The organism is Lacrimispora amygdalina (assembly GCF_003432035.1).
Classification (GTDB): domain Bacteria; phylum Bacillota; class Clostridia; order Lachnospirales; family Lachnospiraceae; genus Lacrimispora; species Lacrimispora amygdalina.
The window spans coordinates 1-16571 of the sequence record NZ_QOHO01000043.1 but is presented as its reverse complement, the minus strand read 5'-3'; the positions used below and the strand labels follow the sequence as shown (position 1 = coordinate 16571).

18 protein-coding genes are annotated in these 16571 nt (G+C 34.4%); all 18 read left to right on the top strand.

The features are described 5' to 3' along the window. Position 1 precedes the first annotated feature (1 nt). Positions 2 to 1561 (top strand): hypothetical protein, encoded by a 1560-nt coding sequence (locus tag DS742_RS14015; RefSeq protein ID WP_117417601.1) that lies wholly within the window; start codon positions 2 to 4, stop codon positions 1559 to 1561. A gap of 21 nt (positions 1562 to 1582) precedes the next feature. Then, positions 1583 to 3049, top strand: coding sequence for a hypothetical protein (locus tag DS742_RS14010; protein ID WP_117417600.1), 1467 nt, complete (start codon positions 1583 to 1585; stop codon positions 3047 to 3049). A gap of 19 nt (positions 3050 to 3068) precedes the next feature. Further along, positions 3069 to 3617, top strand: coding sequence for a hypothetical protein (locus DS742_RS14005; RefSeq protein WP_117417599.1), 549 nt, complete (start codon positions 3069 to 3071; stop codon positions 3615 to 3617). A 30-nt stretch (positions 3618 to 3647) separates the two neighbouring features. Further along, complete coding sequence (locus DS742_RS14000) at positions 3648 to 4688, top strand: YonB family capsid-like protein (protein ID WP_117417598.1); 1041 nt, start codon at positions 3648 to 3650, stop codon at positions 4686 to 4688. A 37-nt stretch (positions 4689 to 4725) separates the two neighbouring features. Further along, entirely contained in the window at positions 4726 to 5289 is a 564-nt protein-coding gene (locus DS742_RS13995) for a hypothetical protein (RefSeq protein WP_117417597.1), read from the top strand. Between the two features lie 9 nt (positions 5290 to 5298). Then, a complete protein-coding gene (locus DS742_RS13990; protein WP_117417596.1) occupies positions 5299 to 5715 on the top strand; it encodes a hypothetical protein in 417 nt (138 codons plus the stop codon). A 24-nt stretch (positions 5716 to 5739) separates the two neighbouring features. After that, a complete protein-coding gene (locus DS742_RS13985) occupies positions 5740 to 6750 on the top strand; it encodes a hypothetical protein (protein ID WP_117417595.1) in 1011 nt (336 codons plus the stop codon). A gap of 91 nt (positions 6751 to 6841) precedes the next feature. Beyond that, positions 6842 to 7258: a YomW family phage-derived protein gene (locus DS742_RS13980; RefSeq protein ID WP_170313461.1), complete on the top strand. Its 417-nt coding sequence runs from the start codon at positions 6842 to 6844 to the stop codon at positions 7256 to 7258. Beyond that, the gene (locus tag DS742_RS13975) at positions 7248 to 7979 is read left to right on the top strand and encodes a hypothetical protein (RefSeq protein WP_147325791.1); all 732 of its coding nucleotides are present in this window, start codon (positions 7248 to 7250) and stop codon (positions 7977 to 7979) included. The genes DS742_RS13980 and DS742_RS13975 overlap by 11 nt, the downstream gene beginning before the upstream one ends. Positions 7980 to 8034: 55 nt before the next feature. Then, a complete protein-coding gene (locus DS742_RS13970) occupies positions 8035 to 8808 on the top strand; it encodes a YomU family phage tail tube protein (protein WP_117417592.1) in 774 nt (257 codons plus the stop codon). Between the two features lie 148 nt (positions 8809 to 8956). Beyond that, the gene (locus tag DS742_RS28840) at positions 8957 to 9118 is read left to right on the top strand and encodes a hypothetical protein (protein WP_170313460.1); all 162 of its coding nucleotides are present in this window, start codon (positions 8957 to 8959) and stop codon (positions 9116 to 9118) included. Positions 9119 to 9531: 413 nt separating this feature from the next. Continuing rightward, positions 9532 to 9921: a hypothetical protein gene (locus DS742_RS13955; protein ID WP_117417589.1), complete on the top strand. Its 390-nt coding sequence runs from the start codon at positions 9532 to 9534 to the stop codon at positions 9919 to 9921. Between the two features lie 23 nt (positions 9922 to 9944). After that, on the top strand, positions 9945 to 10469 hold the full coding sequence (locus DS742_RS13950; RefSeq protein ID WP_117417588.1) for a hypothetical protein: 525 nt from the start codon (positions 9945 to 9947) through the stop codon (positions 10467 to 10469). A gap of 604 nt (positions 10470 to 11073) precedes the next feature. Beyond that, complete coding sequence (locus DS742_RS13945; RefSeq protein ID WP_117417587.1) at positions 11074 to 11871, top strand: phage antirepressor KilAC domain-containing protein; 798 nt, start codon at positions 11074 to 11076, stop codon at positions 11869 to 11871. Positions 11872 to 12149: 278 nt separating this feature from the next. After that, complete coding sequence (locus DS742_RS13940; protein ID WP_117417586.1) at positions 12150 to 12569, top strand: RusA family crossover junction endodeoxyribonuclease; 420 nt, start codon at positions 12150 to 12152, stop codon at positions 12567 to 12569. Positions 12570 to 12765: 196 nt separating this feature from the next. Beyond that, on the top strand, positions 12766 to 12993 hold the full coding sequence (locus DS742_RS13935; RefSeq protein ID WP_117417585.1) for a hypothetical protein: 228 nt from the start codon (positions 12766 to 12768) through the stop codon (positions 12991 to 12993). Positions 12994 to 12995: 2 nt separating this feature from the next. Beyond that, positions 12996 to 13499, top strand: a complete 504-nt coding sequence (locus tag DS742_RS13930; RefSeq protein ID WP_117417584.1) for a YomN family phage-derived protein — start codon at positions 12996 to 12998, stop codon at positions 13497 to 13499. 45 nt (positions 13500 to 13544) lie between these two features. Next, complete coding sequence (locus DS742_RS13925; protein ID WP_117417583.1) at positions 13545 to 16382, top strand: phage tail tape measure protein; 2838 nt, start codon at positions 13545 to 13547, stop codon at positions 16380 to 16382. The last annotated feature ends 189 nt before the right edge of the window (positions 16383 to 16571 follow it).

The window sequence follows — 16571 nt, the reverse complement described above, 5'->3', positions numbered from 1 at the left end:
TATGCCAAGACCAAAAGGCTCGAAAAACAAGCCAAAGAATTTCACTACTCCACTCCCCTCTTCTGCTATTAATTCGCAGCAAATCTATGAACGGGACGAGTCAAACTTTAATAAATCTATGAATGGGAACAAACCTGTTGATTGGTCTGGATTTAAGCGTCTCATGATAAATGACTTATATTTGAACAATATAATAGAGACATATCGCTGCGGAAATTATTCTTTAGATGACATTAATCTGGCTTTGGAGCATCCGCATTCATCGTCTCAAATCTTATTGTCTACAAGTGATTTTCTTATGCGTATTTCGCCTCATTATAATAGACTAAATACATATTACAGTAACATGGCTCTTTTTGATTGGGGAATTGATTTATATGATGTAAAAGATAGCTATAACTTGGACACTTTGAAAAAGAGTTATTTTGCTTTAGCTGCGCAACTTGAAAAGATGAGTCTGAAGCATGAGTTCTCAAAAATCATGAAAGTTCTCCCTTACCAAGATGTCTTTTACGGAGTTATTTTAGAGAATTCTACAGATTTTTTTATTCAGCAATTAGATAATCGTCATTGTAAATTAAGACAGGTTCAGGACGGGCTATATAATTTCAAATTTGATTTATCAAGTATTAATCCTTTAAATATAGGTGCTTATCCAGACTATATTCAGCAAGCTTATATTGACTATCGTAATGGAGATATTATTAATTGGTATATCCCACCTTCAGATAAGCAAATATGTATAAAATTAAATAGTCATCTAACATATCCGTATCCGTTACTAATTTCCATAGTAAGGGATATTTTTGATTTGGACACTTATAAAAAATTAAAATTACAATCAGCTAGAACAGATAATTATAAAGCAATTTTAGTTCAGGTTCCAATAGATGAAAGTACCGTTGATAAGCCATTATTGACACCTGACACTCTGGCTGTTTTTGCAGAATTAAATAAAGAAAGTATGTCAGACGACATTGGATTAATTCATACATTAGGCTCTAAAGCAGAAGCCATTAGCTTTAAAGATTCGAGCAATACTCGAAATAATGTCGCTGACGCTACTACTGATACCTATAACTCGGCAGGTGTTTCAAATGAAATGTTTAATGGCTCCTCTAGTGGTACGGCGTTGGGGTATTCAATAGAAAATGATTCTGGTTTAATATACGGTATTTACCGTCAGTTTGAACGCTGGATAAACAGATATATCAAGTTAAACAAGCACAATAAATTGAATTATAAATTTTCATTCTTTTTACTGGATATCACTATATACAATCGAAAAGATGTTATAGATCGGTATCAGTCTGGTTGTTCATTTGGTGCACCCGTTATATCAAAATGGCTTGCTGCACTAGATATGACGCCTTCTAAGATTGATGGTTCTTTTATTTTACAGCAAAAGATATTTGACTTTCAGAATAATTTGATACCACTTTCATCTTCTTATACCCAAAGTAAAGACAGTGGAGGCAGACCTACAAATGCTTCAAAAGGTGAGCCGTTAGATACCGCCGGTGAGCAAACAGAAAATGGTGATGAAAATGCAAAAAGATAATGAAAGGTGGTGATAGATAAAATGGATATAAAAAAACTAGAAAACTATTCTGTTCCTGTTATGTTTCAAAAACTAAATGAGATGGACACTTCTGATGGGCGATTTACTAAAGTCAGGATCTGGATGATGCATTTGCAAGATAATTATAACGGATCTATTTTTGAACGCTCTGTCGTCGATGATGCAATCCCAACAATTGAGTACATCCCGATTGTCGGGTTTATAGAGAAAAATTCTTCGGGTGAAGATGATTTTAGTGATCACAGATACATAATCACAAGAAAAGACGGAAACGTTGAAAAAAAATATGCTGGTTCAGCGTATGGTGTCATATTAAGCTCCGAAGATAATAACGCACATTATGAGGATAGGTTATGTGATGATGGTGTAACACGTACTTTTTTAGTTGTAGATGGAATTATTTGGAACATGTTCGATAAAAGCTCTGAAATTATCAATAGAGATTTAGTTAAATCACATTCTATGGAATTATGGGATTCTATTGAAGGGTGGGAAGACGAAAACAATCTATTCCATTTCACCAAATTTTCATTTAGAGCAGCTTGTATATTAGGCAATGACCAAGAACCAGGTATGCACAATTCCACAATTGAAGTCCAGTTTACAATGAGTGATTTTGTAAAAAGCATTCAAAGTGAATTGTCAAATAAATTAAAGACTTACACAGATTATGTTAAACAAAACATTAATAAAGGAGGTACACAAATGGCAAAACCAGAGGAAACAAAAACTGATTTCTCTTTAACTGCGATGCAACAGTTTAGCGAAATAGATAATATAGTTTCTGCACATGAACAGTATCGAGATCGTTGGGGAGATTTAAGAATAAGATATTCTGCCGTAGATTTACAGAACGATGAGGTAATTTGTATTGATAGAGCAGAAAATTATACCTACTTCGGTTTTAAATTTACGATGAATGGAGACAAACCAGCGGTAGATTTTACAACTAAAACCAGAAAGAAAATTGAATACACAAATTTTGAAGAAGGCACTCAAGTAATTGATGGTGCTTTTTCTTTTGCAAATGAAGTGGAAGATTTCTGTAAAACCGCTGATAAAAAGATTGGCGAATTAACAACTGCGAAAGAAACTGCTGAAACTAACTACTCTTCTATTAAGTCAGAATACGACGAGATTAAACCGAAATATGAAGATTTCGTAAGAGAAAAAGCCGAAAACGAGAAGAAAGCCGTTGAACTTAAAAAGGATGAGTGTTTTGCGAAATTTGATGAACATTTAAGTACAGTGGATGAGTACACGGCACTTAAAAATGAGAAAGATAATTTATCATTGGATCAGATTGAAGCAAAATGTGCAATTTTATTTACACAAAAATCTTTAAATACAAATTTTACAAAGAAGCAGAAAAACAATGATACTTTAACCGCTGATATTGTTGACTACACATCTAATGATGAGGGAGTCGTTCAGACAAAATATGGCGCAATTAAAGTAAGCAAATAATTAAGGAGGATATTGAATTATGGCAATTAAAGGTGTATTCGAAAGCTCAAATATGTTAAGCACTAAAGGTGCAAAAAGAATTTTTGATGCAATTTCTACAACTGAGGAATTGGAAAATGGACTGATAGGTTATATTGATGAATTAGCCGATGGAGAGGATTATACTTATGTGTTTCATAAAGGATTGAGTGCAGGTAAGACAACCGTTGTAATCGATCAGCCCGCTTGGACTGCTGATACTACATATAAATCCAATCAGAGAAAAGATAAATTTGTTATTCCGGCTGGAACAAAATTTAGAGTAAGAGAACTAGCCTTAAATGATGAATTTTTAGTAAATACAGCATGTGTCACTGCCGCTTCTGTAGCAAATTTTGTAAAGGATGCTTATGTAACAGTTGACGCTACTACTGGAAAATTAGTAGCTTCTGCCACCACAACCGCAGATGTTGCATTCGAGGGAACTGTAATGAGAAAACGTGTACAGGGCGCAACACTCGTAACCGCTGCAAATACATATGGATATTCAAGAGATATGTATGAGATCAAAGTTACGACACTGGCTTAATTACAATTATTAAAGGAGGGATATTTAATTATGAATAGAAATAAATTAACTTTTTCTAAAGAAGAAACAAAGATTTATGATTTAACTCTTGATCTCGCAAGAGGGGACTATACTCAGTATATTGATTCCGAAAAATTATCCAGAGTGGATTTAGAAAATTATCTTAGAGATAAAATCAATAAAGACATGCTTCAGGGCAAAACTTTATACCAGGCATACAGAAGAAATAATCTTGTGCTTTTTGAAATCATGGAGGAAATCACAAATATCACTATTGGTGAGAATGTGTTAAATTCTCCTTTTATTGATGCATTTGTTGAAGTTAAAAACAGAGCTCTTGGAGATATGACTGCATTTTATTCTGAAGGTGGATTATTGTCTGTAGCTAGTTTCGCCGGTAACCACTGGGATACAAATCGTCAGGCTATTGACGTAGGGGCTGAGATTACTCTTCCTTCTGAGTGGATTTATATTCATGTTTACGAGGATTTGGAAAGATTCTTACTTGGCATCACTGGTCTTGAAAAAATTATGGACAAGATTTATAAATCTACTAATAAGTACATCCAGGATAGATTATATGCACAGTTCCAGAATGTTGCAAACTCTGTTCCCGATGAATTTTCTAAGTCTGGGAACGATGAATCAGCACTTGGTTCTCTTGTAGATTTAGTACAGGCTGCCGGTGGATATAGCTCTATGACATTGGCTGGTACTAAAGGCGCATTAAGGAAACTTGCAAATGCCGTACCTGATAAGATGTTCGCAGATTCTCAGAAACAGGCAAAGGCAGCAACTGGTTCAATTGGTGATTGGGAAGGTAATACTCTGATGGTTATTCCTCAGACGTTGAAATCTGGCACTTTTGAATTAGCTCTTGATGATTCAAAAGTATTTGTTATGGGTGGAGATGTAAAGCCAATTAAACTTGAATTTATTGGTGACACTCGTTCTGATATGGATACAACTGGAAAGAAGAATAATGACCAGAGCGTTGATATTCAGGTTCAGACAAAATTAGGAATGGGGTTATTGCTTCCTCCTTATTTTGGTGTATTTACATTTGCCTAATACATAAAAAAAATAATATAAGAGGTGGTTAGAAAATATGGCTAATACTAGCAAAAAGACCGCAACCACAATAATCGAAGATGCTGTTGTAGAGGAATCTACAGTGGCATCTTCTAATGTAACTGTGGAAAAGAAAACGGTTGATACTAAAACACTAAAGGACGATGAAGAAATTGTCGTTGTATCATTGATTCCTCATGTTTCATACAAAGATTCTAAGAACAATGATTTTTATGAATGGGATACAGTTGGACACGAAGAAGTCATGACATATTCTGCTTTAAAGGATATGAATAGAAATTATAAATCGTACTTTAAGGATTTATGGTTGGAGCCAAAGGATGATAGAGTTGTCAAAGCATTTGGATTGGTTTCTGTTTATAAAAATTATGCAGATTTAATGGATGGTTCAATTTACACTATTGAAAATATGTCAGAAATCAAAGAAAAGTTTGACGCATTACCCCCACGAGGAATTAAGAATACTATTGTAACAAAAATCAAGAACATGGTAGTTAGCGGGGGCATTTCTGATGTCAAGGTGGTTAAAAGTTTGGAAAGGCTGTTGAATATAGATTTATTTGATTTGCTTGATTTATAGGAGGTGCTTATGGCAACTCTATATACAGTAATCTATGACAGTGTGCTGCCAAAGTTAAAGGATTTTGATATTCCTTTAATGGAAGAAAATGAAGTATATGAAATGCTACATGAACATTTAAGACCCGCTATTGTCTCATTTCACACATGTAAAAAAGATTTATCAAGTAGAAATGAAGCAGAAGGTAAATTTAACGATGACTTGGATGATATGGAGATAGAAATATTATCTAATTATTTACTTTTATCTTTTATAGATTCCAATTATATTAGAGTACCTACAGTTTTAAAGGCAAGTCTTTCTTCTAAGGATTTCAATGCGTTTTCTCCTGCAAATTTTTTAGATAAATTAATATTGATGCATAATACATATCTCAAAGAAAATGAGACGCTGTTATCAAGATACTCGTGGAGAAAACAAAAATAATACAAAAAGGAGGTGTGTGGGTAATTGACTGCTTTAGAAATTTTCAAGAAAAGAATGCTAAATTCTAGTGGTTCAACTATAAGAGATGAAAATATCAAAAACAGTAAAATATTATTACAGTCTACATTTTATGAAGATCCATCATTTAACCCACACATAACATTTTGGGAATCTGACGATAAACTAGACTGTAGAATATTTAGTAGGAAAAAGAGTTCAAACTTAGTCATATCTACTATTCAAACATTGTTAGACAGTAATCTTGTAGTAGGTAGTATTATATTTGATAACAATACTAAAGAATATTGGCTGTGTACAAATCTATTTAATATCGGCGAAATACATAAGCAGGGGGAACTTACGTTATGTAATTATACTCTTCTATTTCAATCACCAGAAGGAGTCATACTCTCATATCCTTGTGTTGATAATTCAACTAATACAATTGGGACAGATGAAGATTCAGTTCTCACAACTCTAAACGGAGTGCACCGTGTTAAGCTTCCATTTGATGAGAATACAAAATTAATTAGAGAAGCGCGAAGATTTTTCTTAGACAAATATAGCACTACCACTTACGCTGTTACAAATGTAAACAATACTACTTTTAATTATGGAAGCAAGGGGTTGATTGAATTAACATTACAACAAGATAGTTCTTATAATCGTGATACTGATAAAAATGGTGTGTGTAACTATTTTGAACCGATCACTACCCCACCTAATCCAGACCCACCCGATGAAACAGCGAATTTATTTGCAAATATCACCGGAAATACCAACTTAAAGGTCGGATATTCGAGAACTTATTTGGTTAATTTTTCAGATAATGATGGAGCTGCTGTTGCAGATGTAGATTTTGAGTGGAATGTGGAATGTAATTTCGCTGATAAAATAACTCAGACGATTTCTGGGAATACAATTAAATTGCAAGTAGATGATGATTCTCTAATAGGAGAATCTTTTTTATTATGTATTTTGGTTGATGGTAAAAATGTTGGCGAGATTGAGATAACTATTGTAGAAGGATTTTAAGGGGGGGGGTGGTGGTATAGGTAAAGCAAGAAGTTATGAAATAATAGAGTATCGTAAGCTAATTATGGATCAAATTTGTAGGTCAGAAGAGTTGATAAAATTACTTGGCGAAGCTGAAGAAGAATATCCGGAAGACATTATCCCTTATAAATGGTCTTTTCCTCATGAATATATTCCAGAGACCATTACTCAAACCGATAAATTCATCAACTTTGAAATTAGTGCTGCCATTGACCCAAGGAATGATGTATATAAGGATTTAACCATATACTTCTATATCATCTGCCATCAAGACGCAATAAGATATGAGGAAAATGGGAGAACTTATCTCTGGTATGATAAAGCAGTTTGTGAGTTGGACAATATCTTCTCCGATAAAAATATTCTGGGTATAGGAACTACTACTTTGGTAAGTAATGTTCCGTATTATCCGCAACAAAAATTCAAAGGTCGTCTGCTTAAATTTGTAGTGAAGGATTTCAGTGATGGTGCCAAATATGGAAGATAAGAAGAGTTTACTATTATCTGACCATATAAATATTACGGAGAAACTTAGACTTCGCATACCCAAAGTTGGCGAAATTCTCGAAGATGAACAAACATATTATTCTATCATCTCCTCTCTTACTGCTACACCATATCAGTATATGGTGCAGTTGGATGATATGGGAATAGATTATACCGAGATATCAAATTACGAGTTATTTATGACTCTCTTTCCCATGTATGGTAAATCGGATTTATCAATGTTGTTTTTTGATATGAATACAAATGATTACGGCGTTTATGTGGATCAAACCAATGATACAAATATTTTGTATAGTCCTACAAACGGAATAGATTATAAAATTGATGAATTTATATACATAAAAATTGTAAACGCTCTTAGAAAAATCAACAATATTGAAGAGATTAAGTCAAAGCCAGGTAATGATGAGGCAAAGCGTTATTTGCTTGAAAAGGAGAGAAAGAGACAAAAGCGCAATGCCAAGAAACCATACAAGCCATATTTGGAAAACTTAATAGTTGCGCTGGTTAACAGACCAGAATTTAAATACAACTATGAAGAAGTAATGAATTTATCAATATATAAATTTAACCAAAGTTTCAAGCAAATACAGAAAAGTATTACCTTTGATAAAACTATGACAGGAGTTTACTCCGGGACGGTAGATGTTTCGAAAATGACCGACAAGTCATGTTTGTCGTGGTGGATTGATGATAAGTAGCAGAGACCCATTTTAGATAGGGTCTTATTTTTATACAACTAAAGGAGGATTTAAAATGGCAGATATTGACGTAAGCAAGTTAAGCATCACTGAAATTGATCAGATTACATGTTTTAATAATGCTGGTGAACTTGAATTTATTATGGACGAGATTCAGGAGGGGGCGATCAATAACACTCAGGAAAAAGTTGATATTACTGGACGGGGTGGGCGTAAGATTGGCTCTCTTAAGAAGAATAAGGCGGTAACGGTTACTGCTACTAATGGATTATTAGTTGGTGGAGCCTTGGCTGCTCAGACTGGTACATCCGTTGAACAGGGAAGCTTCAAAGTAAGAAAGACAGAGGTTGCTATAGTTAATTCTAACAAGGCAACGTTGACTGGTACTCCTGTGGGAACAGCCGGTGCAGAGATTGGGTATGCGTATTTGAAAAACGCAAATGGTTCTCTTGGTAAAAAGTTGGAACAGGATGCAACTGCTTCTGCTACGGGTAAATTTGCATATGCCGCAAGTGAAATTACATTTTTTGATGGTGATATTCCTGCTGGGTCAGAAATTGTGGTTTTCTATGACGAGGAGGTTGTTTCTGCGAAGATTTCAAATGATTCCGAAACCTATAGTAAGACTCTCAAGATGTACGTTGATGTAACGGCACAAGATAATTGTGATAACCTTTTCCACGGACAGTTTATTATTAACAGAGCTGATTTTAGTGGCGAGTTTGATATTTCTATGGGAGGAGATCCAACAGTACATGCTATTGAAGCAGAGTCTCTCGCTGGTGGCTGTTCTGGTTCAACGAATTTGTGGGATTTCATAGTCTATTAACCAATGCAAGAGAGGTAATTTTTCTCTTAAATTGTTAGAAAGGATACTTATGGCATATAAAGTCCAAAAACCGTGTAAGATATGTGGTAAATTATACACTCCTTGCAGCGATTGTGAACATGATAATACGGCTTTTCATTGGAGGACGGTGGCGTGCTCCGTTGAATGCGGACAGGAATATTTGCAAAAAGTCATATCCGCAAGAGATATCGACAACAAGAGCAATACAGAAGCAACTAATAGGGTTAAAGAAAGAAAACCTAATAAGAGTACTTCTGTAAATGAAAAGGAAAGCGAGCAGATTGAATAGAGAGATGGGATGCATAAAATTCTTTTAATCTATTTAATTGATATTTATGTGTCCCATTTTTTTACGATTAATAATGAATATGGAAAATAAAAACAAGTGGGATAAAGAATATGCAACTTCATTTGTTAATGAGGTTGCCTTTCTGAAATCAAAAGGAATTCGTTATACATGGGTATATACTAGCACAGATAAGATATCTGTCTGGAAATATAAAAAGTGTAAATCATTGTGGGATGCATTGTCAGAAATGTATGCTGATAAAAAATACGAAAACTGATGTCAAATCAATATAGGTTGCTCAAGATAATGAGTGTAAAAGTAGATCAGATATACTCGTGACCACATGACACACAGCATATGTGAAATAGCCGAGAATCTGCTACTCTCCTATTTCAGAATGGAGGTATTATATTATGAATGAAGTATTGCAGAATATCAATATTATGGAAGTGTTGTCCACTATATGGACGGTTGTTTTGGTTCCAATTTTAGGATATGCATGGAAGCAGATTTACGCATGGACTGAAACAAAGAAACTAGATAAATATGCTTCCATTTTATATGAGGAAGTTGTCAAATCGGTAAAATCGGTTTATGAGGTAGAAGTGAAACATATTAAGAAAACATCGGACTGGACACCTGAAAAACAGGAGGAAGTAAAAGAACTTGCCAAGACTAAAGTGTGTCAGGCATTATCAACTTCCATTTACAGAAGTTTGAAAGAAGCCAATTCTGATTTTGAAGATTATTTAGATTCATTGGTTGGCACCGCATTATTTGATATCAAAAATAAAGCGTTATAATTCGAGAGGTAGGTACATAATGAGTGAAAAAACTTGCGGAATTACAAAATATTGACATATTGACATGGGTGACAACAGGTTTTCAAATATTGGCTATCTTTGTTGCCGCCCAAGTCGCAATAGAAAAGTTCTCTGTGGCAATTGGTAAACCGGTCAGGTGGGTAAAACAAAAAAATGAAGAGAGACGACTTATTATACAGACAGCCAAAAGCCTTGATGACTTATGGAAACAAAGAGCCATCGACGTAGAACAGTCTATTAAGCATGATGAAAAATTAAAGGAAAACTTGCAAAGTGTATCGAATAAAATTGATACGTTGAGTGATCAAATCACCTTTATGCAGAACAAGATGGACGAGACAGAAATGGCAAAGTTAAAAGACACTATAATTATTTATTATAAGAAATATAAAGATCTTGGTGAATGGAGCGCACTGGAAAAGGATGCCTTTTGGGATTTATTTAAAAGCTACGAATCACACGGCGGCAACGGATTCATTCATAGTGTCGTTGAGCCGGTTATGCGAGAATTGAATGTAGTAGATTAACTGATTAAAGGGCGATTTCATTAATTTGATTTCGCTCTTTTTGCATTTCAAAATAGAGAATATCTACATGAGCACCAATAGGTTGATGCAGGTATTTTCATATCTGTGTGGCGAGAGGTTATTGAACTCGCCCTTGGGTAGTGAATAGCGAAGGTCGCTCCTTTGCGAAGTGGGAATCCTCTGACCACGTTCACTATCCTATTTATAAAGCCATAGAGGAAATAATAAAATGAGTTGACTTATTTCTGCATTCATGCTATCATAATATCATGATATCTTATTATCAAATATTATAGATGGAGGTGTAAAATTATTAAACAGATAATTGTGCGATTAGATGACGACATTCATCAAAGTCTTAAGTTAAAGACGATAAAAGATGGAATTTCTGTTCAAGGATTCATAAAAGAATTTGTAGAGATATATTTGAACAGTGGTATAAGTGCGTCAGAAATATTAGAGAAAATCAAAAAATAAAGGCACTGCCCCACTCTGGACAAGTCGGCAGCACCTTTTATCGCACAAACACTAGGTAGCATGAGTGCGTATTATCATTATACACACTCCAACTCATTTTTACAACATTGAATGGAGGAATTAAATAATGAATGATTTAAAAATTTTTAAGAACATTGAATTTGGTAAATTAACTGTCACAAAATTTAATGAAGACATTTATTTTTTTCTTGGAGAAGTTTGTTCATGTTTAGGATACACCAAACAGGCAAAAGGACGTACATATCTGAGAAAGGATAAAATAGTGCATATCTGTGAAAGCCTTTCTATTAAAGGGTTGTCACCAGGTGACAACTTTGAAACAATAACGTTAGATAGCAACTTTGAAGCTACACGAATTACTGAAGATTCTCTCTATGATTTAACGTTTGAATCTAAAGCCAAGAATGCAAGAGCGTTTCGCAAGTGGGTGACATCAGAAATACTTCCTCAGATTCGCAAGACGGGTGGATATATACCGGTCATAGAAGAAGAGCCAAATGAGGTATTTCTTGCAAGAGCAGTGAAAATCGCAAATGCAACGATTGAAAAGAAAGATGAAATTATCGCCGCTCAAAAGAAGAGAATATCTTCACTTGAAGAAACCGAAAAAGACTGGAAACTCTTAATGGATACTAAAGGAACATTTTCTGTAAATGAAGTCGCACACTTTATTGGAATTGGTGAGTATAAGTTATTTGACAGATTAAGAGAGATCGGGATTTGCTTTAAAAATGAAAATGGAGACAACGTTCCATATGAAAGACCTGTACATCGTGGGAAATTTATGGCGTGTCCTGCCATTGCTCCTGATGGTACCGCTCATTTACAGACAAGGGTCTATCCAGAGGGCATTGCATACATAACAAAACAACTTCGTAAGCACGGATATTTAGAGGTAGCATAATGGGGTATTACAAACTTATTGCATTATCCATTGACGATTACATATCTTCCATCTTTTTTGAGGACAACTATCCGTTATCGGAATTAGATGAAGCTATTGTCCTAAAACAAGAATTGGAATCAAAAGGTTATATTTGTCTTTTGGCGAAGACTAGTATGACAAACACTTTAAGTTAACTTTACATAAATTCATAATACATAGATACAACTCCACCGGGCAATCTGGTGGAGTTTTTATATTGCAGAAAAGGAAGTGAAATTGTCATAGAAAAAATAAAATTGATATTAGATGGTGGCGTGGTGGAAAAATATAATAAGTATTATTTTTCCAAACACCCAAGAGCTAGAAAAAAGGCAATTGAACATGCCTACCACCCTTCCATAAATATTTGGATGGTGTTGCCACGTATTCAAATGAATGCTCTAAAGCAAAAGTGGAAAGATTTCATTTTTTGGTGGATTAACGATTTAGGATTACAAAATGAACATCTTGATAACTTTGAAATGATTTTTACTACATATATGCCAACTAAAAGACGGATAGATTGTGATAATACGGTTCCTAAATTTATTTTAGATGGCTTTAGCGAGTCTGGCTTCATTGTTGACGACGACGGGTCGCATCTTCGCTCTCTCACTTTAAAAACTAGCTATGACAAGAATAACCCTCGTACCGAAATCGAGGTGATTATTCATTAATGTATGATTGGGAAATCGCAAAAATATTAGGCGACAATAAATACAACCTAGATTCAAAGACCTATCAATACATATGCTCTACAAGCCCACAAATTTCACGAGTAAAATATCTACCAAACGAGAACAAATTTGAGGTTTTGACAAATTGTAACTATTGGAAATTTTCAGTTCACTCACAATAAGAAAGGAAACTTAAATGTTAAATTACATCAAATCAAAATTATTCTATGCAAAACTAAAAATGGAAATTTATAAGGCACTCTCTCATAGTGATGACTATATAGAGATGTTAACCAAATTAGCTATCGCTAGTAAGGAAATGACTCCTGATGATGTTAAAAAAGAATTTTTGGCTGAATTAGCTAGTGTTATTCATGATTCTGTACATAAGGATGATGGGAATGATAAGAAAGAAAGAGAATAGCTATGGCTACTGTAATTAAGAATGGAAAAGATTTAGATAAACTATTTGAGAAAATTGCTAAGAAAATGTTATCGGATGTTCAAAAAAAAGTTTATAAAGCAATAGATGATTCTATAAAACAATACTATATAGAATTTACACCAAAAATATACGAAAGAACAGAACGTTTATTAACTTCGCTTGTAAAGACCGACATAGTTAAAACAAAAAACGGGTTTGCATGTGAAGTTAAAATAGATGAAGATTATCTCAATTATGCCTATCCTTATACTGGAAAATTCGACCCAAGTTACCCACATGATTATGACGGCAGATTTGCTATGGGTATGGATGTAGTCAATTGGGCAAACTTTAGGTTTCCTGATGATGATAGCGATGGCGGAAATCACGGTTATACTGCACGTGTAAATTCAGGTGGATTTTGGGACAGAGCCTTGAAGGAACTTGGAGAAATTATTGATATTTTAAAAGAAAACTTAATAAAACAGGGTATTAAAATAACCTAGACTAATTTATGTTAGTCTTTTTTTTGTTAAAGGGGTGATAGAATAATGAACGATTATAAAATTCAGCTTGGTGCCTTATTAGATGCTAATGCCAAAGGTGATTTACAAAAACAAGCCGAGGCAATTAAAGATTTGGCTGTAACTGTATCTAAACTAAATTTAGATCAGTCGGCAATTACTGAATTAAAAAATCAGTTAACTAAAAACGGAATTGACATTAACCTCGTGTTTGGTAATACAAACCAATTACAGAATCAGGCGAAACAGATTGGAAAAACCGTTGGACAGTTGATTTCTGATAATGCAGATAAGGCAATATCAAATGTTAGCTCTAAATCAATGGGGAAATATTTCAAAATTGACCCCTCTACATCCAATGAATTCAAACGTGAAATGGAAGGGTTAGTAAGCAATTGGACTGAAGCTAAGGGTCAACTTACAGATATAAAAATAGATACCCGTACTTCATTTGATAAAGATGCTGGTAAAAATATTACAAGACTTCATCAAGCTACTGTTTCTTATAAGAATGAACTTAATGAAGTAATAAAAAAAACAATAGCGTGGAGACAAATTGGAACCAATAAAAATGCAAACGGGGAAGAAGAAGCTCTTCGTGGGTTTGTGGAGGTTGCAGGACAGTATTCAAAATCACTTGATACCGCAACAATTAAAACAGACAACTTCATAAGTCAGCAAAAAAGATTAGTTGGGCAATTAAGTAACTCACTTGATTCTATCCAATCTGGTTATAAAGATCAAAATTCATCAAAGCCAATTAAATCGCAGGCTAATATTGACTCTCTATCAAAACAGTACGAAGTGGTAAAAGCTAGTATTAATAGCGTTGGTGCGGCTTCTAAGTCTAATTTTGCAGATATGGAAGTAGAAGCGAAAAAACAAATTTCCATTTTGCAAAGTATGGTCAAGGAATATCGAAATGCAGAAAATGTTTCTAGCAAATTAAAGGGAACTGACTTTAATTCTGGACTCTCGATTGCCAACAATGACTTAGAAAAATTAAAAGCTGATGCAAAAGATTTTCCTCAAATTACAAAAACCGTAAATGACTTAGATGTTGCTTTATCTAAAGTTGGAGATACTGCTTCTCTGAATACTTTTAATGATCAATTAAGGGTTGCTAGATCAGAACTATCAAAAGTAAAGGCTGAAACTGTTGCCATCAATAAAGATGAAAAAGTTGGAATTAATGTTTCTGGTCTTGAAGCAAAAATCGCAGATATTCAGAGAATTAGTCCAGAGATTAATAAATTCAAAACTCAAATTAATGGAGCAGAAGTTAGTGTTGAGAGTTTGCTTAGTGATTTATCTAAAGTAAAAACGCAAGGTGATTTTTCTGTCGTCAATAGTAGGTTTAAATCATTCTCTGATTCTGCTAAATCTGCCGGAATATCCGTTTCAGAAGTCACGCTCAAAACAAATAAATTAGCAACTGATTCTCAGCGACTATCAAAAACCAATTCCATTAAAACATGGGCAGATAATAATAGTAAAGCTATGAAATTATTAGGCGCTGACGTAAATAGGGTTCTTGATGGGTTGAAAAAACCGAATTTACCAACATCTGAGTATGACAAACTTAATGCTGAGTTTGAGAAGATTAAAATTAATGCTAGAGAAATGAATTTGTTGGGAAAAACTCCATGGGATTCCGTCAAAGATATGGGAAGTAAATTTTTCTCATGGGTAAGTGTTTCCGGGTTAATTATGACCGGATTAAATTCATTGAGAAAAATGAGGGAAGAAGTTATAAACCTAGATAATTCTCTACTTGAGTTATCAAAGGTTTCCGATTTATCCGCAAAGGGATTAGCTGAGATTACAGATAAAGCATACAAATTAGGGGAAACTGTAGGTAAAACTGGAACCCAGGTAATTGATGCCATAACCGAGTTTAAACGTGCTGGTTATGAATTATCTGATAGTATGGATATGGCAGAAGCTGCGCTTATGATGACAAACGTCGCAGAAGGAATTACCGAGACAACTGATGCGGCAGGAACGCTTATATCTGTACTAAAAGGATATGATATGGCTGAATCTCAAACCATGTCTATTGTTGATATGTTAAACAGTACATCTAACCAGAGTCCAATTGGTTTTGACGAATTAGCAGAAGGATTAGAACGTACCGCTGGAACCATGGCTCAAAGTGGAACTACAATTCAAGAAACAATAGGATTGCTTACAGCGGGTTATGCACAATTGCGTAATGTTGAAAAAGTGTCAACCTCCCTTATTACTCTTTCTGCTCGCTTACGAGGTGTAAACGAAGACGGAGAAAGTATTGATGGATTATCAGCAGAACTACAAAAAAGTTTTGGTAAAATTGGCATAGCCATTGAGGATGCTGATGGAAATCTTAGAAGTATATATCAGATTGCCCAAGATTACTCAAAGGTATTACCAACCCTTACTGATAAGCAGAAACAGTATTATGCAGAACTTGCTGCTGGTAAGAGAAACGTAACAACTTGGAATGCAATTACCCAACAGTTCTCAGATGCCGAAAAAGCAACAGAACAGGCGATTAACAGTGTGGGTAGTGCTACTAAGGAAAATGAAAAATACCTTGATAGTATCAGTGGTAAAATTTCTCAAAATGTCTCAGCATTTCAGTCTTTGTCCAATACAATAATTGACTCTGAACTGGTAAAATTCTTTGTAGATTTAGGAACCACAGGAGTAAAAGGTTTAGATTCGCTAGCATCTGCTATCAAATATATAAACTCTCTTGGTGGAAATATAAGTTCTATCGGTGGCACACTTGGAGCATTAAGTGGGCTATTGATGAACAAAACAGGTATGGGTAAATTGTACCGCGCCCCTTTATACATAGGATTACAATATTTAGCCATGTAATTAATGTAGAGAGTGTCTAATGTATAATCATTTATGCCTCTTAGCATACCCTAGGTGATAAGCCTTAAATTGTCGAATGTCGGGGGAAGCCGTAAGCCTAGAAATAGGTATTGATAACGCTGAAATAAAAGCTCCATGTGGGTGCGTTACAACGATTTTAATTATCCTTGGATTTATGTCAATATAGTA